Origin of the sequence: Methanoregula sp. (assembly GCF_050010295.1) — an archaeon.
GTDB lineage: Archaea > Halobacteriota > Methanomicrobia > Methanomicrobiales > Methanospirillaceae > Methanoregula.
Genome location: NZ_JBEKLH010000003.1, coordinates 1 through 24747, shown reverse-complemented (window position 1 = coordinate 24747; position 24747 = coordinate 1). Strand labels below are relative to the sequence as shown.

Genomic DNA, 24747 nt, shown 5'->3' with positions numbered 1-24747 from the left:
CTTCTCATCTGTTCAGAGTTTTCTGAGAACTTTTACGAATACCTGCACTGCTGATCGTACTGCGTTACGCGCTCAAAGTACCAGGTTACAAACTCCGGCCTGTCTGAAATCGATCGCGGGTACCTCATCTGGATCTGCCCAAGGGAAGGCAGAGGTATGGACCGTTGAACCATCCCGCCATCCCCCGGGCGGGAGACCGTATTCGACGTGTGGCTTTTAAAAAATTTAGTCAACTCGCCCTTCCCGATTTGTCTCCTGTTGCACAGGATGATGAACTCCGCTCCATCCCGTGTGTATCGCTCTTGAGCACGGGGGTGTCTTCTGGCGGGTCAATGAAGAAAATCGGATCGGATATACGTATAGTCGGCTCTGTTGAAATCATAATTTTCTGATCCTTCGCTTATACTCTGCTGCGGCTGGACGGTGACTCCTTCTATCAGGTCGGACTCAGTTCGTGAATATTTTCCTGAAGGACTTCCTGCGGTTGAACCGCCCGAAAACGGATATAATCAGAAAATTCTCAAAAATACCCGATTATAATGTGTTTTCCGGCATTTTTCAAAAAACGGCTGCCAAGGGCCTTTCCGTAGTCTATCGTCCCGGGAACCGATCTGAATTACCGCCCGTTTTCCGGGTCTGCTGCAGGGCCGCTATTTTGCAGGGTCAAAAACCCAGGAAAACAATTTGTCCGGGAAAAAACGCAATTAAAACACTATTTTTCATGGGTGTGGACATTGCTTCCTATGGAACCGGAAACCGGGATCGCGAACCGGGAAATCGGGGGCTGATTCAGGGCCGGATTTGTCGTGATGATTGTAAGACCCTCCCCACTCTATTTTTAGGACTGCCCGGACCCTGTCCAGAAGAAGCCCGGTGCAGGCTCCGGTTATCCTGTTTTGAGGAGCGGTTGGGACATATTCAAAAAAAATCGAAAAAATCTGACCGACTTTTTTCAAGCTTGACAATAAACGCCGGTTTATCCAAACTAAAATCACGACAATTAAAACAGATTCGATTTAAATATCTCAAATTCTTAATTATACACGGATTTCTCATGAAAGTAGTAATCTTGGCAGGGGGTCTGGGGACACGGCTCCGTGAAGAGACGGAATACCGGCCAAAACCGATGGTTCAAGTTGGCAATAGACCGATATTATGGCATATAATGAAAATTTACAGTTATTACGGATTTAAAGATTTTATCATCTGCCTGGGTTATAAAGGCGCCATGATCAAGGATTATTTTTTGAATTATGAGGTCATGAACAGCGATTTTACGGTAAACCTGGGAGACCGCTGTAATATTACTCTCCACAATGACCACACAGAGCGCGACTGGAATGTCACCCTTGCTGAAACCGGTGAAAGATCACAGACCGGCGCACGGGTTAAAAAGATTGAAAAATATATCGATGACGATACATTCATGCTGACGTACGGCGATGCTGTGGCCGATATTGATATCAGCAAACTTTTTGCATTTCACCAGTCCCATGGAAAGATCGGGACTGTCACCGGGATACACCCGGTGTCCCGGTTTGGCGAACTGTGTACTGATTCTCACTGTGTAAAACAATTCAGTGAGAAGCCACAAACGATGGGTGGTTTTGTCAGCGGGGGTTTCTTTGTTTTCAAGAAGGATTTCTTTTCCTATCTGGACGACCATGACAACTGTATACTCGAGAAGGAACCCATCGAACAATTGGCGGCAGATAATGAACTCATGATGTTCCCCCATGAAGGGTTCTGGCAGTGCTGTGACACGTACCGGGAACTGGAACTTCTCAACTCCTTGTGGCAAACCCCGAATGCCCCATGGAGAGTATGGGATGATTAATCTCCATTCTCCACGCACTATACCTAAACGGAGTACCAGGTATTGAAATCCGAACAGATCCGCGAGTATTTAAGAAAGCATTCCCTGCTCGATCAGTTCCCAAAATTTGCCTGTGTCGGGATCTTGAATACTATTGTCGGTTACGGCGCATTTTTTATTCTTTCGGATTATTTCTATTATCTCCTCGCGCTTATCCTGTCGCATATCATCGGGGTAACCCACAGTTTTCTATGGAACAAATTCTGGGTGTTCAAATCAAAACAGTTCAAGATTCTTGAATTTGCAAAATTTAATTTGGTATACCTTTTTGTTCTGCTTGCCAACATGGTGACATTATATATCAGCGTCTCCATTTTCACCTTCAATCCCAAGATTGCGCAACTTGCAATTCTGCCATTAATTACCTTAATTAGTTATGCTGGACAAAAATATTTCAGTTTCAGACAGATTACCGAAAAAAATTGCTGATCTTATTGCCAAAGGGGACTAGGTATGAAAAATGAACATTTCTGGAGAAACCGGCCGGTTTTTATAACCGGCTGTACCGGCCTGCTTGGTTCCTGGATGTCCCAGGCACTTGCTGAGAGGGGGGCACAGGTCACAGGTCTCATCAGGGATACGACACCTCAGTCGCACCTGTACCGTTCCGGGACAATAAACAAGATCACTACGGTCCGGGGTGAAATCGAGGATTATGCCCTTATTGAACGTGTGCTCAATGAATATGAGATCGAGACGGTTTTCCACTTGGGCGCCCAGACCATCGTGACCACGGCAAACCGCGGGCCCATCTCCACATTCAAATCCAATATCGAGGGAACCTGGAATATTCTTGAAGCTTCCCGTAACGTTCCGACAGTCCGGAGAATTGTTGTTGCATCCAGTGATAAAGCCTACGGGGATCAGAAAAATTTACCCTATGACGAGAGTACCCCTCTTGAAGGACGTCATCCCTACGATGTTTCGAAAAGTTGTGCCGATTTATTATGCCGGTGCTACTTTGAGACCTATAACCTTCCGGTCTGTGTGACACGATGCGGCAATTTTTACGGTGGCGGGGATCTCAATTACAACAGGATTGTCCCGGGAACCATCCGTTCGGTATATTATAATGAAAATCCGGTAATCCGCAGTGATGGTACGTTTTTGCGGGATTACTTCTACATCAGGGACGGAGTAGAATCCTATCTCCATCTGGCAGAAAAGATGGATGATAAACGGTTCTGGGGAGAGGCATTTAACTTCAGTACAGAATCGCCCAAGTCGGTTATTGAGATTGTCAATGATATTCTGAGGATCATGAAGAGTCCCCTAAAACCGGTGGTATTGAACCAGGCGACAAATGAAATAAAAGATCAATATCTTTCTGCGCAAAAAGCCAGAAAAATGTTGAACTGGTCACCCGGATATGCATATGAAGAAGGGCTGAAAGAAACGATTGAGTGGTACCGGGATTTTTTCAAGATGCAGGTGCGATAATTCTATGAAAAAATTAATCAGTATCGTGATTCCGGCGTACAATGAAGAAGACGTGCTGGATGAACTCAAACGCCGGCTCCAGAACGCAATGAATACGTGTAGTAATTACAATTTTGAGGTAATAATCGTAGAAAACGGGTCTTGGGATTCTTCCTTTGAAAAATTAGTACATATTCACACGGAAGATCCCAGATTCAAAATTATCCAGCTCTCCCGGAATTTTGGTTGTGATGGAGGTGTAACTGCCGGTTTGCAGTATGCCCGGGGAGATGCGGCGGTAATAATGTGCGCAGATCTGCAGGATATTCCGGAATTAATTCCCGAACTTATCAAAAAATGGGAAGAGGGTTTTGAAATCGTCTATGCAATCGTACAGGAGCGGGTGGGGATATCTGTCGGGAGGCGTATCTCTTCGCAACTATTCTATAAAATTTTTAACAGACTGACGAATAATACGATGCCCGAGAATGCGAGTGATTTCAGACTCATCGATAAAAAAGTCTTACGAGCGGTAAACCAGATCGGAGAAACAAACCGTTTGTTACGGGGAATAATAGCATGGACGGGTTTTAAACAGACGGGTATCCCGTTTGAACGTCCGCCAAGATTTGCCGGTGAATCGAAAGCGGATTTTATCACAATATTTAAATTGGCATTAAATGGGATTTTTTCTTTTTCTGATCTCCCATTAAAAATAGCAACGGTTCTGGGGTTTATCATATCTGCGTTATCTTTTCTTCTTCTTTTTATTGAAATAGCATTATATCTGATCTACGGCCGGGAAGTACCCGGGATTGCAACGATCATCTTTGTGATCTCATTCTTATTCGGCATGTTATTCCTGATACTGGGGGTAATAGGGGAATATATATCGAGGATATATGATGAATCAAAAAAACGGCCTTTATATATTGTTCGTGAGGAAATCGGATTTGGAGATTGAATCCAACCACCCACATTTCCTGGAAAATCGCAAAAATGCCGTGTGCCATGAGATCTCTACGTATATGACTACTCTATTCCGGGAATTAAAGTTGTGATCCTCAAAATTTTACGAATCTGTAAGCGGGATATGAGGGAGTATATGTTTATACCAGATGATTACCCATTTTTGTGTTAAGTATAAGGTGTATCCAATGAAAATTCGCGTCGCTGATTATATTACTTCAAAATTATACGATGCTGGCGGAGAATGTGTTTTTTTAATTGCCGGGGGAATGATAATGCATCTCACGGATGCACTGCTGCAACACAAAAATCAGAAATTCATGTGTTGCCATCATGAACAGGCTGCGGTAATGGCTGCAGAAGCATATGGGAGGGCAACGGGAAAACTCGGGGTTGCATACGTGACTGCCGGCCCCGGGGCGCTAAATACTCTCACGGGTGTTGTCGGGGCATATGTTGATAGTTCCCCCTGCATTATTGTCTCCGGTCAGTCGAAAGTATCCCAGGCAAAAATTCAGGGGCCCCGTCAATTTGCCCTTCAGGGGTTCAATACATTGCCAATTTTTCAAAATGTCACTAAATATGCCGTAATGCTGGATGATGTATCCCGGGTAAAATATGAGATCGAAAAATGCATTTACCTTGCAAAATCCCCCCGTGTAGGGCCGGTCTGGATTGAATGCCCCATTGATATCCAGGGAGCTTCATTCGACCCTGACGACTTTGAAGGATATATTCCCCCGGCACATCAGGACCCTGGAAAATCAGATCTTCAGAAACAGATCCGGTTGGTCGCTGACAGTATCAGAAACAGTCGCAGGCCATGTCTTCTTGCAGGTGCGGGAGTCCGGCTCGCAGATGCAATAGTAGAATTTCACCAGTTTGTAGATACTGTAAAAATTCCTGTTATGACATCCCGTCTGGGAATGGATTTGATAGATCACAACCATCCCCTGTTTGTGGGGAGACCCGGAACCTATGGAGACCGGGCCAGTAATTTCACCATCCAGAATTCAGACCTTTTTTTAAGTGTAGGTTGCAGATTGGCAATTGGTCTTGTCAGTTATCAGTATGAAAACTTTGCACAATACGCAAAAAAAATAATTGTGGACATCGATGAGAAAGAACTTTCAAAACCCTCAATAATTCCTGACATCGCAATTCAGGCAGACGCAAAGGCATTTTTCATTGAACTGAACAGGGAACTGTCAGATTTTCAATTCGATAATTTACCCTGGATCTCCCAGACACAGAACTGGAAAAGTAAATATCCCGTGGACTTACCCGAGTGTGGCAATAAAACCGGCGAGATAAATTCCTATCATTTCTACACGATGCTCTCCCGGAACGCTCCTGAAGACGCCCTCTTTCTGGTCGATACCGGGTCCTGTTTCCATGCATATGCACAGGCATTTCAGGTAAAATACGGTCAACGCCACATTATCACCGGAGGGCTTTCAACGATGGGGTACATGCCGGCAGCGATTGGGGTGGCCGCTGCAAATCCGGGAAAAAATGTGTATTGCATAACCGGTGATGGATCTCTTCAGATGAACATTCAGGAACTTCAGACAATTGTTTATAATTCACTTCCAATAAAATTAATCGTTTTGAATAATAATGGATATCTTCTCATCCGGTTAACCCAGGACAATTTCCAGGGGGGGCGTTATATCGGTACTGATAAAAATAGCGGCGTCAGCTTCCCGAATTTGGAGAAAATCGCAATGGCATATGGAATAAAATACCTGAAACTGTCGCAGTCCGGGGATCTGAACCTGCAGATAAACCGGATATTCGCCGAATCCGGGCCGATGATATGTGAAGTTATCAGTCCGGCAGATCAGGTGTTGATCCCGAGAGTGGCCTCAAAGATCCTTGAAGATGGAAGTATGATCTCAATGCCTTATGATGATATGTTTCCTTTTTTACCGAGAGAAGAATATTTAGAAAATTCCGTGAGAGATAAAATACTTTAATTTTCGCTGGCGCGAGGAGAACAGAACGATACTTCTTGGTGGAAAGATGAAAAAACTGAAAGTTGCAATCCTTGGCAGCGGCAATATCGGGACCGATTTACTGGTTAAAACCATGCGCTCTCAGGTTATTGAATGCACATTATTTATAGGGCGCCATTTAAATTCCCCCGGGATGAATAAGGCCAACAGTATGGGAGTTAAAACTTCGGATCTCAGTATCGAGGCGATAGAACGAAATCCTGATTCGTGTGATCTGGTCTTCGATGCAACTTCCGCTCTTGATCATAAGAAACACTGGGCTGTTCTGAAAAAAATGAATAAAACAGTCATCGATATGACACCATCCGGTATTGGGGAGATGTGTATTCCCGCGATCAATATTGAAAATTGTCTCCGGTTTGATAATCTAAATATGGTTACCTGCGGGGGTCAGGCATCCATCCCCATTGCCCACGTAATAGGAAAAACCCAGGAGAATGTCAGATATATTGAGGTGGTCTCAAGCATTGCTTCGCGGAGCGCCGGGCCGGCAACAAGGCTGAATCTGGATGAATATGTTGAGACTACAGAAAAGGGAATAAAAAAATTTTCCGGTTGTGATGAAACAAAGGCAATTCTTATATTAAACCCTGCTCAGCCATGTGTTGATATGCAGACCACGATTTTTGCTAAAGTTGAAAAGCCAGACATGAAACGTCTCAGGGCAGAAGTCGATACCATGGTTTCCAGGATCCAGGAATATGTACCGGGATATACACTACTCGTTTCTCCCTTAATTGAGTCCAACCGCATTGTAATTATGGTAAAAGTCCAGGGATTGGGGGATTATCTGCCAAAATATGCAGGAAATATGGATATTATCAACTGTGCAGCAATTGCGATGGCCGAACGATATGCCAGAAAAACGTTAACGGTTCCGGGGAGTTAATATCCGGAGGAATTTTCATGTCTAAAATTTTAATTCACGATGTAACCTTAAGAGATGGCAATCACGCTATAAGCCATAAAATGACCGCTCACCAGATCGCCGTATATGCATCCGCAGCAAATGCAGCGGGAATACCTACCGTTGAAGTAGGTCACGGAAATGGTATTGGTGCATCTTCGTTGCAGGTTGGTGAAAGTGCAATCGATGATGAAGCGATGCTGCGGGAAGCAAAGAAAAATCTGACCCGGTCTAAACTTGCCGTCCATGTTATCCCGGGATTTGCAACTATCAACAAAGATCTGAAAAAGGCTCTTGACTTAGGAGTGGATGTAGTCAGAGTCGCTGCCCATTGCACAGAAGCTGATCTCACCCAGCGTCATATCAACTTCGTACGGGACCGGGGAAAAGAGGTCTACGGGGTTCTCATGATGAGCCACATGGCATCAAAAGAGACGCTGGTTGAAGAAGCACAAAAAATGGAATCGTATGGTGCAGAAGGGGTCATAATATTTGACTCGGCAGGTGCTTATGTACCCGATGAAGTAAGCGAACGCATCTCGCTGCTGGCAGGCAGTTTAAATATACCTGTCGGCTTTCACGCCCATAACAATCTGGGACTGGCAATCGCAAATTCGATCGCTGCTGCCCAGGCCGGAGCGACGATCATCGATGGCTCTGCACGGGGGTTTGGTGCCGGTGCCGGGAATGCCCAGATAGAAGCAGTGGTTGCCGTTTTAGAAAAACTTGGATATTCCACGGGAATTGATCTTTATAAAATACTCGATGCATCGGAGATTGCTGAAACGGATCTGATGAAAGAGATTCCGAGAATTCGTTCTTTGAGCATTATCAGTGGACTTTCCGGAGTATTTTCTGCATTTTCCAAACCGGTAGAGAGAATTTCAAAGGAATATAATGTCGATCCACGGGATGTTTTTTTTGAACTCGGTCGCCGCCAGGTAGTTGCAGGTCAGGAAGACATGATAATTGAAGTTGCTTCGGAGCTCTCTGCGAAAAGGGGTGGGCAGAAACCATGAGCCTGACACCGAAAGAGATTGTCCAAGAAGATTGTAAAAGGGTCACTGCAGGCCAGACATCCCTTCTGGAGCCCCTGAGAGATGAGCGTATTCTGATAACCGGCGGGACGGGTTTCATGGGGACCTGGTTGTCGGAAATAATCACGTATTTGAATGATAATTTTGATTTTAATGCCCATATTACTCTGTTATCGAGCAGAGCAGGCAGTTTTCAAAACAGAGTCCCCCACATCGCATCACGCCAGGATGTGGATTTGATCGAACGGGACATCCGGAATCTCACGGACATTCCCAGCAACATATCGTGGATCATCCATGCCGCTGCCAATCCTGACAACCGTATCCATGCTTCTGATCCGCTCAGGACTATCGATGTAATTGTGAATGGGACACGTGCTGTGCTTGAATATGCGGCCAGACTACCGGATGTGAAAAAGATTTTGAACATCAGCTCCGGTCAGGTATACGGAGCTCAGCCTTGGGAAATACCGGGAATTCCCGAAACCTTTATCGGGGGCCTCGACTGCAGCGCTTTCAATGCTTCATATCCGGAATCCAAAAGGATGGCAGAGACGATATGTTCAGTTTACCGGAACCAGCAAAGACTGCCCCTTGTCAATGCACGGCCTTTCGCTTTCATCGGGCCATACCAGTACCTGGATCGACCATGGGCAATTAATAATTTTATCCGGGATGGTCTGATTGGCGGGCCGATACGTATCCTCGGGGACGGACAGACGGTCCGCAGTTATATGTATCCCAGCGATATGGCCTGGTGGCTGCTGAACATACTTGTACAGGGCTCTGTCGGGGCGAATTACAATGTGGGAAGTCCTGAAGCAGTAACCCTGCAAGAACTTGCTGAGAAAATTTCCGGGCAATTTCCAAAATCCCCCCAGATTATTACCGGATTATCTCATGATACATTATTAAGAAGTTCAAAATTCGTACCGGATACCAGATTAGCCGAAAAGAAGCTTGGATTAAAAATTACCATTGACCTGGATATGGCAATCAGACGAACTATCCTCTGGAACCAGATGGTTCCCCTGAAAAAAGATTAAGTGTTCGGTAGGTTAGTCGTTATCCGGTTGAGGAGACTAAATCAACGTAGGTATTGGGTGGTGTCGGATGAAAAATGATAAAAAAACGGTTTTTATTACCGGATCCACAGGATTTATTGGAAAAAACATTGTCGAACATTTAAAAGATAATTATATCCTGCTTACCCCGCCTCATAAAGATCTGAACCTTTTTTTTCAGAAAGACGTGCGAACTTTTTTCTTACGAAATGAGATCGACTGCGTAATTCATTGCGCGAATTTCGGAGGAACCAGAAAGACACCGGGAGTCGGAGAGGTAATTGAAAAAAATATGCGAATGTTTTTCAATCTCGCAGAAAACCAGGATCGGTTTCAAACCTTGATTCATATGGGATCCGGGGGGGAATACAATAAATGCCGGGATATTCAGAAGATACCGGAAGAGGAATTCGGGAGCCAGATTCCTACAGAAGAACATGGTTTTTCCAAATATCTTATCTCAAAATATATCGAACAAACAGAAAATATGTATTGCCTCCGGTTATTCGGGATATTCGGAAAATACGAGGATTATGAATTCAAATTCGTATCAAATGCGATCATAAAAAACCTTCTCTCTATGCCAATCACCATACGACAGAATGTGTACTTCAATTGGCTTTACATCGAAGATTTTTTTAAAATTCTCGATTATTTCCTGACCCATAAACCCAAATATCCTTCATATAATATCACCACGCCTGATCCAATAGATCTTGTTTCGATCTCGGAACTCATTAATTCTATTTCAGATTTCAAGTCTGAAATTATTGTTGAAAATGAAGGGTTAAACTATGAGTATAGCGGGAGTAATACGCGATTGAGCGAAGAAATCCCGGGTTTGACATTCACCCCAATGAAATCAGCATTGAAAGATTTAATCAGATATTACCAAAAAATACTCCCCGAAATAGATCCCGATACAATCCGAAAAGATGCATACGCTGCATCCTGCAAGATTAACCCAATCCTCAACAAGGAGTCGTGACATATGGATCCTGAGAATCTGCGGAAAGAAATTTTTGAAAAAGTGAAAGAATATCATATCCTGAAAAAGAGGTCCGAAGTTTTTATTCCCGGAACGTCCCCGGTTCCTTATGCCGGCCGGGTCTACGATGAAAAAGAACTTATCAGCCTTGTTGACGCGTCTCTCGATTTCTGGCTCACCACCGGACGCTATGCCGATCGGTTTGAAAAAGATCTGGCTGCATTTCTCGGTGTGAAATTTTGCCTCCTGACGAATTCCGGCTCTTCCGCAAATCTTCTTGCCGTTTCTGCGCTCACCTCCCCCAAGCTCGGTGAAAAGAGATTGAAACCCGGCGATGAAGTCATTACTACAGCCTGCGGTTTCCCCACGACACTCAACCCCATCCTCCAGAATAATCTGGTACCGGTCTTTGTAGATGTTGACCTGGGAACGTATAATATCCAGGCCGATCGTATCGAAGACGCTATTTCTGACAAGACAAAAGCGATCATGGTCCCGCATACGCTGGGGAATCCCGCCGATCTGGACATCATTATGAACATGGTGAAAAAATATGATCTCTGGTTCATCGAAGACAATTGCGATGCCCTCGGCTCCCGGTATAAGGGGAAATTCACCGGGACTTTCGGACACATCTCTACCTTCAGTTTCTATCCGGCACATCATATTACCATGGGGGAAGGGGGTGCCGTATGCACGGACGATCCCCTGCTCAGGAAAATAATTGCATCGTTCCGCGACTGGGGCCGCGACTGCTGGTGCGATCCCGGCTGCGATAATTCCTGTGGGAAACGTTTTGACTGGCAGCTGGGAGATCTCCCCAAGGGATACGATCACAAGTACATCTATTCCCATATCGGGTACAATCTCAAGGTTACGGATATGCAGGCTGCAATTGGGGTTGAACAACTCAGGAAATTACCGGGATTTATTGAGAGACGAAAAGAGAATTTCAAAGTACTATCTCAGGGACTAAAAAAATACGAGGAGTATTTGATCCTTCCTCATGCAACACCGCACTCAGATCCCAGCTGGTTTGGATTCTCCATTATTGTCCGGGAAGATGCCCCGTTCAATCGTGACGATATTGTCAGATATCTGGAAGAGCACACGATCGCTACCCGAATGCTCTTTGGAGGGAATCTTCTCAAGCAACCGGCATATGCAGATATGAAGTACCGGGCACCGGGTGCTCTTATGAACACCGATCTCGTGATGGATACGCTGTTCTGGATTGGGGTGTATCCAGGACTAACAGATTCAATGATCCAGTACACCTTTCACCAATTCGATGAGTTTATGATGCCCCGCTCCACAATTTCATGAGGATCGCAAATAGAGAGAATACTCCGGAGAATGAAATAATACCTCTGCTCGAAAAATACATCTCCCGTGAGTCTCCGGTACAGCCTTGGCCGGACCTGGCGGACGGTCTGTGCCGGATGCCCGGAGGACTTCCACGGAACCTTCGGACTCAATCGTCATCGGGTATTCGCCCTGTGAGCCCAGTGCACGGTTCCGGATCGCCGGTCACCTGCACTTCTCCGGAAAGGACGGGCCACCCCACTAGTATATGAGTGGTGCGGATAATAGTTCCATCAGGGACATAATGCTGGTGTCTGGGAAGCATGAAAAAAACTAAGACTGCCGCAAACGAAGGAACGGCAGAACTCGAAAAAGTTCCCTCAGGGGTCAAGGGCCTTGACGACATAAGCGGTGGCGGGCTCCCGAAAGGCCGCCCTTCGCTCGTCAGCGGCGGCCCGGGGTGCGGGAAAACGCTCTTTGCGATGGAGTTCATCGTCCGGGGGATAACCGATTACGGTGAATCCGGTGTCTTCATCGCGTTCGAAGAGAAGATCGACGACCTGAAGAAGAACTTCAGGTCGATGGGATTCGATCTCGACGACCTCGTCCGCCGGAAGGAACTGGTCCTCGACCATATCACTATCGATCGCTCCGAGATAGAAGAGAGTGGCGAGTACGATCTCGAAGGCCTGTTCATCAGGCTCGGCACGATGATCGACGAGGTCGGCGCAAAGCGCGTCGCCATCGATACCCTGGAGGCCCTCTTCTCCGGCTTTGCCAACGAGGCGATCCTCCGGTCGGAGCTCCGCCGGCTCTTCCTCTGGCTGAAAGACCGGGGAGTGACTGCTGTCGTCACGGGCGAACGCGGGGAGCGGACGATCACCAAGTATGGTCTTGAAGAATATGTCGCGGACTGCGTCATCACTCTCGACCACCGGATTATGGACCAGATCGCGACCCGGCGCCTGCGCATCGTCAAGTACCGGGGCAGCATCCACGGCACGGACGAGTACCCGTTCCTGATCAGCAGCGATGGCATCTCCGTCCTCCCCATCACCTCGATGTCCCTCTCCCACACGGCATCGGAGGAGAGGATTGCCACCGGCATCCCCCGGCTCGACACAATGCTCGGGGGAAAAGGGTTCTACCGCGGATCCTCTATCCTCGTCTCCGGTCAGGCAGGCACGGGCAAGACGAGCATCGCCGCGACGTTCATCGATGCAGCATGCAGGCGCAACGAGAAGTGCCTCTTTTTCATCTTCGAGGAATCCGAGAGCCAGCTCCTGCGGAACATGAAGTCCATCGGGATCGACCTCGGGCCGTGGGTGAAATCCGGCCTCCTGAAGTTCCACGCGGTCCGCCCGACGGCGTACAGCCTCGAGATGCACCTCTCGATGATGCTGAAGCTCGTCGCGGAGTTCTCGCCGACCGTGATAGCGGTGGATCCCATCTCCAACCTCTATCCCATCGGTGACGATATCCAGGTGCGCTCGATGCTGATGCGCCTGATTGATTTTGCCAAGTCCCTCCATATAACCGGCCTCTTCACCAACCTCTCGAACGACGCGGTTTCCGAGGTCTATGCGCTCGAATCGACCGAGATGCACGTGTCTTCCCTGATGGACGCATGGCTCATCCTCAAGAACGTGGAGGGGAACGGGGAGCGGAACCGTGCGTTCTCCATCATCAAGTCGCGGGGGATGGCCCACTCGAACCAGCTCCGGGAGTTCGTCCTGTCGGATCAGGGTATCCAGCTCCTCGACGTATACAAGGGCAGCGAGGGCGTCCTCTTCGGCTCCGCCCGGATGGCACAGGAGAGCAGTGAGATCGACGACCGTCTCCGCAAGAACGAGGAGATCGAACGGAAGAAGCGAGAGCTCGAAAGCAGGCGGAAGCTGATGGAGAACGAGATCGCGCTGCTCAAAGAACGGTTCGCACGCGAGGAGGAGGAGATGAAGATCCTCATCGGGAAGGATATCTCCCGCGAGAAAGCGGCAGCGAAGACCAAAACGGACATCGCGACCCAGCGGCAGGTCGACCGGTGACCCGGATGTCCGCAGTGAGACGAGGTGAAATGTTGCCAGTTATCCCTGAGACCAAACGGAAGGAGAAAGAGAAGAATACCGAAGACCCCGCGGGCGAAACATGGATCCTGCGGCTGTACGTTGCAGGGCAGACCCCGAATTCTCTGACCGCTTTTGAAAATCTCAAGAAGATCTGCGAGGATTTCCTCGGATCCAGGTATTCGATCGAGGTCATCGACCTGCTGAAACACCCGCAGCTCGCGAAGGACCATCAGATCATCGCCGTCCCCACCCTGATCCGGAAGCTCCCGACCCCGGTCAAGAAGATCATCGGGAACCTTTCCAACACCGAAAAAGTTCTTGTGGGCCTGGACCTCCGGAAGGTGACGTGATATGAAGGCCGTGACAAAGAAGAAGGCAAAAGGCGATGTAACCGCCGAATACGAGACGGCGCTTGTGAAGCGGAAGACCGATCACTACATGCTCCGGCTCTACATTGCCGGCAACAACCGCCGGTCACAGATCGCGGTCGAGAACGTGAAGAAGATCTGCGAGGAGTACCTGAAAGGAAGGTACGAACTCGAAGTGATCGATATCTACCAGGACCGGACAAAGAACCTGGTCGACCTCGTGCTCGCAGCGCCGACCCTGATCAAGAAGCTGCCGCTCCCCTTAAGAAAGGTCATCGGTGACATGAGCCGGAAGGAGAAAGTGCTCGTAGGCCTCGACCTCGTCCCACGATCGTAACAGGCCCTGCATGACAAAAAACACTACCAGAGGACCGGCATGAAACGGGAAGGCGCGAACCTCAAAAAAGAGGTCGGGGAACTGCGCGGGAAGGTTCGCGAGCTCGAGGAGACACTCGAAGCCATCCGTTCCGGTGAAGTGGATGCCATCGTTGTCTCGAAAGACAACGTCCAGCAGGTCTACACGCTGGAAGGAGCCGATCACCCGTACCGGGTACTGATAGATAATATCCGGGAAGGGGCGCTCACCCTCTCCCGGACCGGGATGATCCTGTTCACCAACACGCGGTTTGAAGAGATGGTGCAGCTGCCCCCCGAAAAGGTGCTCGGCACGTCTATCTTCGATCACGTCTGCCCGGACTTTCAGAAGGATATCAAAGAGGCAGTGAGGGTGATAGTGAAGAAGGCGTGCCAGATCCGGGTCCGTATCCGGCAGGGATCTTCGTCCCTCCCCGTCCTCATCTCCATGAACGCACTCTCTTCCGATATGGATACGAAGATCAGCGTTGTCATCACTGACCGGAGGAAGGACGAAGAGCGGCTCCGGTTTCAGGCACGCCTTCTCGATGCGGTCGGGGACGCGGTCATTGCGGTTGACACCGACCACATGATCATATTCTGGAACGAGGCAGCGACCCGTACATACGGCTGGAATCCGGAAGAGGTCATCGGTCATAACGCGTCCGAAGTGGTGGTTCCGGAATTATCGAAGAAGGATGCGCGGAAGATCCAGGCGCAGCTCGACAGGGGAGAGATCTGGTCCGGGGAATACCTGGTGCGCCACCGGGACGGCCACGAATTTCCCGTTTATGTCACCGACTCCCCCCTTTTCGGTGACAACGGGAATCTCATCGCGACCATCGGCGTAAGCCACGACATCAGCGAACAAAAGCGTGCCGATGATGTGTTGCGGCACAGCGAGGAGGATCTTCAGCGGGCTCACGAGTTGCTGGAGGCCGTAACGAAAGGAACTGACGTGATTATCGCCGTTCAGGATCTGGACTTCCGGTATATCTTCTTCAACCAGACCTATAAGGAAGAGATTAAGCGGCTCACCGGTAAGGATCTCACCTTAGGCACCAGCATGGTGGAATTGTGCGCAGGAATGCCGGAAGAGCAGAAGAGAGCCGTGGATGAGTGGAGCAGGGTAATGCACGGTGAGCATGTGAACCAGATAATAGAATTCGGTGATCCCGGTGAGAACCGCAAAGTCTATCATGTACTCCATACTCCACTCAGGGATGCCCACGGGACTATCGTTGGTGCCGGGGAAGTCGCGTATGATGTAACAAAACAGGCACATGTTGAGGATAAACTTCGTGAAACAAAGGAATATCTTGACAACCTTATTACCTTTGCCAACGCCCCCATTATTGTCTGGGACCCGCAATTCAAAATTACCCTGTTCAACCGGGCATTTGAACATCTGACGGGCAGGACAGCGCAGGAAGTCACCGGACAGCAGTTTGATATACTCTTACCCGGGAAATGCCAGACTGAAACGATGGATCTTATCCGGAAAACCATGGATGGTGAGAGATGGGACAGCGTGGAAATACCTATTCTCTACAAGGATGGAGGAATCAGGACCGTACTCTGGAACTCTGCCCCTATTTTCGGACCTGACGGTAAAACCATCATTTCCATTATCGCGCAGGGGCAGGATATTACCGACCGGAAAAAAATGGAGTCCGAGTACCGGCTGCGAGCTGCAGAATATGCAAAGATGAACGTGATTCTCAAAGAAGAGATCCGGCAGCGAAAATTTTCCGATACATCGCTTAAAAAAACCCTGTCACTCCTCAACGCATCGCTTGAATCAACAGCAGACGGTATCCTGGTGGTCGACCTGCAGGGTAAGATCACCAATTATAACCAGAATTTTGTGAATATGTGGAGTATTCTCCCGGATTTACTGGAATCAAAGGAGATCGAGAGGATAATCCGTTATATCCTGCCGCAACTCAAAAATCCCGAAGAATTTCTTGCCCATCTCAAAGAGCTCCAGTCAAGTCCGGGACGCGAAAGATTTGACGTCATCGAATTTAACGACGGGAAGATCTTTGAACGCTATTCAAAACCCCAGAAAATCGGAGATAGTGTGGTCGGCAGAGTCTGGAGTTTCCGGGACATCACCGATCGCAGGCATGCAGAGGAAAACCTTATTGCATCCTTGACAGAAAAGGAAGTGCTGCTTCGTGAGATCCACCACCGGGTCAAGAACAATCTCCAGCTGATATCCGGCCTGCTTGATATGACCCGGATGAATTCTCACGATGAATCAACAAACAGCATACTGACCGATTTGATGCTCAAAATCCAGACCATGGCGCAGATCCACACACGGCTGTATGAGAGTAAACAGTTCGGAAAAATCAGTCTATCAGCCCAGATCCGGGACCAGATAGCCGGGTTATCAAGTATTTATTCCAAAAAGGGACACGAGATCACCTGTAAGATGAATCCCCATGAAGTGTTTCTCCCGGTAGACCAGGCCGTTCCCTGTGCGCTTGCGGTGAATGAGATCCTTTCGAACGTCTATAAACATGCCTTCAAAGGGCGAAAAAATGGCACTATTGAGATCTCTGCACTGCAGGAGAACGGCTGGATCAGAATCATGGTGCGTGATAATGGAATCGGGTTACCCGCTGATTTTGATATCAATTGTACCAAAAGTCTTGGAATCTCACTGATCAGGACACTTGTGCAGCACCAGTTGAAGGGATCATTTATGGTCAAGAGCCAGAGCGGTACTGAAATATGCATTGAATTTCCTGCTATACCGGATGGGGCATAACCTATGGCGAAAATACTTGTTGTTGATGATGAAGCGATCATCACGATGCTGCTGGAAAGACGTTTGAGCGCAATGGGATATTGCGTTGCAGGCATGGCGGCTTCCGGTGAAGATGCGGTCGATAAAGCGCGGAGTATCCGACCTGATCTCGTTCTGATGGATATCGTGATGCCAGGAAAGATGAATGGTATTGAAGCAGCAGAAATCGTTACAACGGAACTGGATATTCCGGTTGTTTTTATCACAGCGTATGCTGACGATACCATCATTGAAAAAGCAAAAAATGTCAGACCCTACGGCTATATTGTGAAACCCTTCAATGAACTGGGGATCAAGGCAGCCATTGAGATGGCACTGTTCCGAAAAGCGGTGGAACAGGAGGAGCAGAGATCAAGAAAATCTGCGCAGGAGAAAATTTCACCGGAAACGGAAGCCGGCAATCTGGCACAGGAGAGTCTTTCCTATCACGATCTACCGGAAATAAAAACCGTACTTTTAACCGATATCTTCACCGACATCGTTCTCTTCCTGTACGCGGACCCTGTCGTAAAAGAACCAATATTCAAATTTGCACTGGAAGAGGGCATAAAAAAGGGAGGACGCACCCTGTTTGCCTATTCCCAGTCATCTCTCCAGAAACATTTTCCAAAAGAGATCCTGAAAAAGAAACTTTACACCCACCGGATAAAAAGAAACGAGGTTACTGTCCTGCTGCCAGTCCTCGAAAAGTGCACTGAATCCCTGCTGTATGCAGGTACAACGGATTCCCTGCAGATCCTGATTGATTTTTCTGAAACCGAAGAGTTCGATGATATCCTTGCCATAAAGAACCTGCTTCTTTCAAAAAAGGAGAACAAGATCCCCGTATCCGGGATCATCGCCCTAGATATCGGGAAAATTGATCACACCCTGATAAAATCCATGGCCACGGGTATCCCCAAGATCATCGTATCAACCGGGAAAGAAACGACGCTTTCGTTTGCCCATCATACATTTCCTGCCGAATCTGTTTCGGTTGTCCCCCAGTCAACCATCGATGATGTCGTAAAAAAGTCACTGGAACCGGTGGTCCTTTCACTTCTGGATAAACCAATTTCAGGGAACGATATCGTTCACGAGATCCATCGCCGGTACCATGTTCATATTCCGCAGGCAAGGGTTTACACTATCCTCCACGATCTTCAGGAAAACGAGTACCTTGAGATCATAGCATCAGGAAAATCCAAATTGTATCGTCTTACCGAAAAAGGAAAAAAACACGTCAGCCAGAAACTCAATGACTTCCAGCAGGTGTTCCAGCATATCTTATATGACAAACGTGGAATAAACGCGGGGATTCCTGATAAAAATAATGGGGAGGAATCAGATCACCCGCAATGAACAAGGTGGTGCCTGCTCTCCACCTGCTGACATAGATATTCCTCTCTTCTTTTTACGCGGCAATCCCGGGTTCTTATGAAAAACGAAACAAAATTTGCAAAATCCAGTCATGTTTATCTTCTTTCATAAAGAGGTAATCCCCGGTCACAGTATTATCCGATGGAGGTGGATTGACATCTTTGAGAAAAAATGCCTCAATCTGACGTTGTGGATGCTTCCAGGCAGAAGCTGCACAATGCCATAACGCGTGGATGGACGGAAGGGAGCCCGTATCCGGGGATTGGGCTCCACCCGCTGCCATCCACGACTAAATATCTTCCAAAGTAAAAATACATCGAAACAGCCCCGTACACAAGGTTCAATCACTGTGCCAGACTGCAGCGATCCGTTCAACCTGGTTGTTATGCCAGCTATTGATCGGTTATTGTCTCACCCGATCATTTGGGGTATGCATCTGGCAAAAAATAACGTGCATAACTGAAAATGACCAGGAAAAACACCGGGCCCCATAGAAACAGGAAACGGAGAACAGGAATATGCGGACAGGGAATTCTAAAAATACGAGGCCGATAAAAACCATCGAACCTGCAACAACTATTGTTGACGAAGGAAAATTCCTCCGCATTCTTACAGAACTGCCAGGTATAACCGAGGAAAAAATCAAAATCGATCTTGAAAACCACTCGACCTCGGTTACTATCGTTGCATCTCATCCTATGAAACAGTATAAAAAAGTGATCACCATTCCCTGGGAAGTAAAATTCAGTAAAAAACGGTTTTCCGATGGAGTCCTTGAACTGACCCTGGAAAAAAATCCTGGAAAAAAACCAGATCCTGATGCACCCTGATAACCTGGTGGTACATCTCGCTCATTTTAAAAAACCGCAGGCACATCGTTCCAAAATCTGCATCAAAATCTGTTTTCTGACAAAGGTCATATATTACGAGCCGGCTTGAAAAATAACCAGCAAGATGGCGATAGGGTACTAGTTCACCCCGATCGTCTTTAGGGTATACAGCTGGTAGAAAATAACGTGCATGAGCGAAAATAACCAGGAAAACATACCGGGGTCCATACAATGGAAGAGAGCAGGAATATGCGAACAGGGAATTCTAAAAATACCAGGCCCATGAAAATTGTCGAACCGGCAACAACTATTGTTGATGAAGGAACATTCCTCCGCATCTTTACCGAACTGCCGGATATCGCTGAGGAAAAAATCAAAATCGATCTTGAAAACCACTCGACCTCGGTTACTGTTGCTGTATCTGATACCGTGAAACCCTATAAAGGAGTGATCACCATCCCCGGCGAAGTAAAGTTTAGTAAAAAGCGGTTTTCCAATGGGATCCTTGAACTAACCCTGGAAAAAATAACGCCGAAAAAATCCTGATACCCTTTGATCTCCAGACAATAAATTTCTCCCGGTTCTGAAAACCGCAGGCACATTGTTTCAAAATTTGCATTAAATTCTGCATTTGGACAAATGGATTATATCATTTGCTCTCTTTTGTCGAGATCGGCAAGGAGGTAACTCTCCTTTGTCAAGATCGTCAAGGAGGTAAGAATGACAAGCATGAAAAAAAGTGAGAGAACCATTTTCTCCCTTGTATTCAGCGTAGCGCTGATCTGCCTGATGGCCGCCGCGATAGTTCCCGGCGTGATGGGTGCATCAGCCGTGGACCTTGGATCGGCAGGCAATTATGCGATTCTGGCAAAAGCAGGAATCACGACCACAGGAACCACTTCAATTATTGGAAATATTGGCGTGAGCCCGATTGCTGCCACAGGAATGACAGGATTTGGCCTCGTCATGGATCTCTCGAATCAGTTTTCTAAATCGTCCCTGGTTTCAGGAAATGTTTATGCATCCGACTATGCGGCTCCTACCCCGGCCAGGCTGACTATCGCTGTAAACGATATGCAGGCAGCGTACACTGATGGCGCCGGACAAGCTCCCGATGCAACCGAACTGGGAGCCGGAAATATCGGCGGGATGACCCTCGCTCCCGGTGTCTACAAATGGAGTACCGGCGTGACAATCCCAACCGATGTCACCCTCTCGGGAAGTTCAAAAGATGTCTGGATATTCGAGATCGCACAGAATCTCGTTGTCAGCTCCGGTCAGCACGTTGTCCTCAGGGGCGGTGCACAGGCAAAGAACATTTTCTGGGTGGTCGCCGGCCAGACGACGCTTGGAACAGGATCGGTATTCAATGGAAACATCCTGGACCAGACAGCGATTGTGCTCAACACGGGTGCAACCTTAAATGGCAGGGCACTGGCACAGACCGCGGTTACCCTGGACGCGAACACGGTAACGGGTGCAGCGGGTGCGTCGGCGCCAAGCAACAGCGTTATGACAGCACCAAGTAACGGCGCCAGCGGGACCTCCGTAAATCTTGGATCGGCTGCCAATTATGCGATTCTGGCACAAACCGGAATCACGACAACACCCGGCACGCGGGACACACGGATCTACGGCAATGTTGGTGTGAGCCCCATGGCTGCATCATCCATGACCGGATTCGGCCTCGTCGCGGATTTCTCGAATCTGTTTTCGAAATCCTCCCTGGTTAACGGAAATGTCTATGCATCCGACTATGCGGCACCCACTCCGGCAACCATGACTGCGGCGGTAAACGACATGGCAACAGCGTACACTGCTGCCAACGCACAGACTCCCAGTGTTACCGAACTGGGCAGCGGAAGTATCGACAAGATGACCCTCGCCCCCGGTGTCTACAAGTGGAGTACCGGCGTGACAATCCCCAGCAGTGTCACTCTTGACGCTCAGGGCAATCCGAATGCAGTCTGGGTATTCCAGATAGCAGGAGTTCTCAGCAGCGGCGTAGATTCGCACGTAATCCTCACTGGCGGAGCTCAGGCACAGAACGTCTACTGGGTTGTCGCCGGCAATACGGCGCTTGGAGCAAACTCTGCGTTCAACGGGAATATCCTGGATCAAACCAATATTGCGCTGGGTAATGGCGCAACCTTGAACGGCCGGGCACTGGCACAGACTGCGGTTACCCTTATCGGGAACACGGTGACCAACCCGACAGCGATCCTGGCACCAAGCAACAGCGCCAGCGGAACTCCCGTAAATCTTGGAACTGCCGCCAATTATGCGATCCTGACAAAATCCGGAATCACGACAACGCCCGGCACGCAGAACACACGTGTCTACGGCAATATTGGCGTGAGTCCCATCGCGGCATCATCCATAACCGGATTTGGTCTCGTCGCGGATTTCTCGAATCTGTTCTCGACATCGCCTCTGGTTAACGGAAATGTCTATGCATCCGACTATGCGGCACCTACTCCGGCAACCATGACTGCGGCGGTAAGCGACATGCAGGCAGCATACACTGCTGGCAACGCACAGGCTCCCGGTGTCACCGAACTGGGCGGCGGAAATATCGACAATATGACCCTCGCCCCCGGTGTCTACAAGTGGAGTACCGGCGTGACAATCCCCACCGGTGTCACTCTTGACGCTCAGGGCAATCCGAATGCAGTCTGGGTATTCCAGATAGCAGGAGTTCTCAGTACCGGCGCAGATTCGCAGGTGATCCTTACTGGCGGAGCTCAGCCACAGAACGTCTACTGGGTTGTCGCCGGCAATACGGCGCTTGGAGCAAACTCTGCGTTCAACGGGAATATCCTGGATCAAACCAATATTGCGCTGGGTGATGGCGCAACCTTGAACGGCCGGGCACTGGCACAGACTGCGGTTACCCTTATCGGGAACACGGTGACCAACCCGACAGCGATCCTGGCACCAAGCAATGGCGCCAGCGGAATTCCCGTAAATCTTGGAACTGCCGTCAATTATGCGATCCTGACAAAATCCGGAATCACGACAACACCCGGCACACAGGACACACGGATCTACGGCAATATTGGGGTGAGTCCCATCGCGGCATCATCCATGACCGGATTTGGCCTCGTCGCGGATTCCTCGGGTCACTTCGCGAAATCGCCTCTGGTTAACGGAAATGTCTATGCAGCCGACTATACGGCACCCACTCCGGCAACCATGACTACTGCTGTAAGCGACATGGAAGCAGCGTACACAACTGCCAACGCACAGGCTCCCGGTGTCACCGAACTGGGCGGCGGAAGTATCGACAAGATGACTCTCGCCCCCGGTGTCTACAAGTGGAGTACCGGCGTGACCATACCGAACCGTGTCACTCTGGACGCTCAGGGCAATCCGAATGCAGTCTGGGTATTCCAGATAGCAGGAATTCTCAGTAGCGGCGTGGATTCGCACGTTGTCCTCAGGGGCGGTGCACAGGCACAGAACGTCTACTGGGTTGTTGCCGGCAATACGGCGCTTGGAGCAAACTCCAAGTTCAACGGGAATATCCTGGATCAAACCAGTATTTCACTGGGTGATGGCGCAATCTTAAACGGCCGGGCACTGGCACAGACCGCGGTTACCCTTAACGGGAATACGGTGACCAGCCCGTAATGAGCGTAACTCTCATTGTAATGGCCAGAAACCATGCATGAGATCAAGCTGATCTCAGGTATGGTTGAATCAAAACACCATGAACGAACAAGGTGATGCTGGCCCATCACCTGCTGACAAAGGCAATCCCCCCCACTTTTTTATGCGGTAATCCCCGCTTCTTATGAAAAAACGTACCATGACCGGTTTATCCTCTTTCATAATGAGGTGATCCCCGGGCAGAGTGTTCCCCCGGGAAGTGGATTGTCCTGCCTGAGAAAAAGAATACATCATTGACGTTGCGGATGCTTACAACCAGAATCTGCCCAATGCCACAAGGTTTGGATGGGCGGGAGGGGGGGCTCTCCCTGTCCGGGGATCGGGCTTCATATGCTGCCAATCAACGAGTATAATAGTCTCTGAAGTGAAAACAGAGTCGGAAACCCTGCTTTTACTATACCGTGGGTTTTCTCCAATGCCTGAAATTCAGACCCGGGCACAACCTTCCAAAATTTGCTTCAAAATCTGCTTTTTGACAAAAATCATATACTCCGAACTGGCATCTAGAGTGATTATCATGGAGGTTTAAATGAAAAGCATAGTAAAATATGGAGGAAAAAGTTTCTCCTTTGTATTCAGCATTGTGCTGCTCTTCCTGATCACTGCCGCGATAATTCCCGGCGTGATGGGGCAGGGGACACCAGTTGGTCTTGGATCGGCCGGCAATTATGCGATCCTGGCGGAGTCCGGAATATCAACTACCGGAACAACTTCAATTTCAGGGAATATCGGGGTAAGTCCAATCGATGCGACGGCTATAACGGGATTTGGACTTGTCATGGATCCCTCGAACCACTTCTCGACATCGTCCCTGGTTGACGGGAAGGTATTTGCGGCGGATTATACGCCCCCCACTCCGGCAATGATGACTGCTGCCGTAAGCGACATGCAGGCAGCCTACACGGTAGCGGCCGGACGGACACCAGATGCAACCGAACTTGGAGCCGGAAATATCGGCGGGATGACCCTTGCCCCGGGCGTCTACAAATGGGGCACGGGTGTAACCATACCCACCGATGTCACCCTCGCGGGAAAACCAAATGATGTATGGATATTCCAGATCGCACAAGGTCTTGTTATCAGCTCTGATACGCGTGTCATCCTCAGCGGTGGCGCACAGGCAAAGAATATCTACTGGGTAGTCGCCGGACAGACGACGCTTGGAACGGGATCGGTGTTCAACGGGAATATCCTTGATCAGACCGCAATTGTGCTCCAGACCGGTGCAACATTGAACGGCAGGGCGCTCGCACAGACTGCAGTTACCCTGGATGCGAATACCGTGACCAGTCCGATGATACCGTCAGCACCGAGTAACAGCGGCTCTGCGACACCCGTAAATCTTGGAACGGCCGGCAATTATGCGATTCTGACGAAATCGGGGATCACGACCACAGGAACTACACAGATTAACGGCAATATCGGAGTGAGTCCAGCCGCGGCAACATACATGACGGGATTTGGACTTGTCATGGACCCCTCGAACCAGTTTGCGACATCGTCGCTGGTTAATGGGAGGGTGTATGCAGCGGATTATACACCTCCCACTCCGGCAATGATGACTACTGCCGTAAGCGACATGCAGGCAGCGTATACCAACGGGGCCGGACGAGCTCCCGATGCAACCGAACTGGGTGCCGGAAATATCGGCGGGATGACCCTTGCCCCGGGCGTCTACAAATGGAGCACGGGTGTAA

General features: G+C 48.8%; 20 protein-coding genes. 19 read left to right on the top strand and 1 reads right to left on the bottom strand.

Features of this window, described 5'->3' with window-relative positions; all coding sequences use genetic code 11:
• The first annotated feature begins 454 nt into the window (after positions 1-454).
• From rfbF to ABSB80_RS05040, 15 genes are all read left to right on the top strand, one after another.
• A complete protein-coding gene (gene rfbF / locus ABSB80_RS05110; RefSeq protein ID WP_428368836.1) occupies positions 455-1837 on the top strand; it encodes a glucose-1-phosphate cytidylyltransferase in 1383 nt (460 codons plus the stop codon).
• A 42-nt stretch (positions 1838-1879) separates the two neighbouring features.
• Positions 1880-2305, top strand: a complete 426-nt coding sequence (locus ABSB80_RS05105; protein ID WP_428368834.1) for a GtrA family protein — start codon at positions 1880-1882, stop codon at positions 2303-2305.
• A 24-nt stretch (positions 2306-2329) separates the two neighbouring features.
• Positions 2330-3316, top strand: a complete 987-nt coding sequence (locus ABSB80_RS05100; protein WP_428368832.1) for a GDP-mannose 4,6-dehydratase — start codon at positions 2330-2332, stop codon at positions 3314-3316.
• 4 nt (positions 3317-3320) lie between these two features.
• Positions 3321-4259: a glycosyltransferase family 2 protein gene (locus ABSB80_RS05095; protein WP_428368830.1), complete on the top strand. Its 939-nt coding sequence runs from the start codon at positions 3321-3323 to the stop codon at positions 4257-4259.
• A gap of 193 nt (positions 4260-4452) precedes the next feature.
• Entirely contained in the window at positions 4453-6243 is a 1791-nt protein-coding gene (locus ABSB80_RS05090; protein ID WP_428368828.1) for a thiamine pyrophosphate-binding protein, read from the top strand.
• Between the two features lie 46 nt (positions 6244-6289).
• The gene (locus tag ABSB80_RS05085; protein WP_428368826.1) at positions 6290-7171 is read left to right on the top strand and encodes an acetaldehyde dehydrogenase (acetylating); all 882 of its coding nucleotides are present in this window, start codon (positions 6290-6292) and stop codon (positions 7169-7171) included.
• A 17-nt stretch (positions 7172-7188) separates the two neighbouring features.
• Positions 7189-8208, top strand: a complete 1020-nt coding sequence (dmpG, locus tag ABSB80_RS05080) for a 4-hydroxy-2-oxovalerate aldolase (protein ID WP_428368824.1) — start codon at positions 7189-7191, stop codon at positions 8206-8208.
• Positions 8205-9272 carry an NAD-dependent epimerase/dehydratase family protein gene (locus ABSB80_RS05075; RefSeq protein ID WP_428368822.1) on the top strand — a complete coding sequence of 356 codons (1068 nt, stop codon included), beginning with the start codon at positions 8205-8207 and terminating at the stop codon, positions 9270-9272. The genes dmpG and ABSB80_RS05075 overlap by 4 nt, the downstream gene beginning before the upstream one ends.
• A gap of 67 nt (positions 9273-9339) precedes the next feature.
• Positions 9340-10278, top strand: a complete 939-nt coding sequence (locus ABSB80_RS05070; protein ID WP_428368820.1) for an NAD-dependent epimerase/dehydratase family protein — start codon at positions 9340-9342, stop codon at positions 10276-10278.
• Between the two features lie 3 nt (positions 10279-10281).
• On the top strand, positions 10282-11604 hold the full coding sequence (rfbH, locus tag ABSB80_RS05065; protein ID WP_428368818.1) for a lipopolysaccharide biosynthesis protein RfbH: 1323 nt from the start codon (positions 10282-10284) through the stop codon (positions 11602-11604).
• Between the two features lie 302 nt (positions 11605-11906).
• The gene (kaiC, locus tag ABSB80_RS05060; RefSeq protein ID WP_428368816.1) at positions 11907-13628 is read left to right on the top strand and encodes a circadian clock protein KaiC; all 1722 of its coding nucleotides are present in this window, start codon (positions 11907-11909) and stop codon (positions 13626-13628) included.
• Between the two features lie 29 nt (positions 13629-13657).
• Entirely contained in the window at positions 13658-13999 is a 342-nt protein-coding gene (locus ABSB80_RS05055) for a circadian clock KaiB family protein (RefSeq protein WP_428368814.1), read from the top strand.
• A gap of 1 nt (position 14000) precedes the next feature.
• Positions 14001-14354 carry a circadian clock KaiB family protein gene (locus ABSB80_RS05050; RefSeq protein WP_428368812.1) on the top strand — a complete coding sequence of 118 codons (354 nt, stop codon included), beginning with the start codon at positions 14001-14003 and terminating at the stop codon, positions 14352-14354.
• 39 nt (positions 14355-14393) lie between these two features.
• Complete coding sequence (locus tag ABSB80_RS05045) at positions 14394-17150, top strand: PAS domain S-box protein (RefSeq protein WP_428368810.1); 2757 nt, start codon at positions 14394-14396, stop codon at positions 17148-17150.
• Positions 17151-17153: 3 nt separating this feature from the next.
• Positions 17154-18530, top strand: a complete 1377-nt coding sequence (locus tag ABSB80_RS05040) for a response regulator (RefSeq protein ID WP_428368808.1) — start codon at positions 17154-17156, stop codon at positions 18528-18530.
• Positions 18531-18603: 73 nt separating this feature from the next.
• Here the strand turns inward: ABSB80_RS05040 and ABSB80_RS05035 are convergent, their stop codons facing one another.
• On the bottom strand, positions 18604-18831 hold the full coding sequence (locus ABSB80_RS05035) for a hypothetical protein (protein ID WP_428368806.1): 228 nt from the start codon (positions 18829-18831) through the stop codon (positions 18604-18606).
• 235 nt (positions 18832-19066) lie between these two features.
• Between ABSB80_RS05035 and ABSB80_RS05030 the strand changes: the two genes are divergently transcribed.
• The 4 genes from ABSB80_RS05030 to ABSB80_RS05015 all read left to right on the top strand — a co-directional run.
• Complete coding sequence (locus ABSB80_RS05030; RefSeq protein ID WP_428368804.1) at positions 19067-19378, top strand: Hsp20/alpha crystallin family protein; 312 nt, start codon at positions 19067-19069, stop codon at positions 19376-19378.
• Positions 19379-19660: 282 nt separating this feature from the next.
• Positions 19661-19924 carry an Hsp20/alpha crystallin family protein gene (locus ABSB80_RS05025; protein ID WP_428368802.1) on the top strand — a complete coding sequence of 88 codons (264 nt, stop codon included), beginning with the start codon at positions 19661-19663 and terminating at the stop codon, positions 19922-19924.
• A gap of 174 nt (positions 19925-20098) precedes the next feature.
• The gene (locus ABSB80_RS05020; RefSeq protein ID WP_428368800.1) at positions 20099-23011 is read left to right on the top strand and encodes an ice-binding family protein; all 2913 of its coding nucleotides are present in this window, start codon (positions 20099-20101) and stop codon (positions 23009-23011) included.
• A gap of 568 nt (positions 23012-23579) precedes the next feature.
• A partial coding sequence (locus tag ABSB80_RS05015) for an ice-binding family protein (protein WP_428368798.1) occupies positions 23580-24747 on the top strand: 1168 nt, incomplete at its 3' end.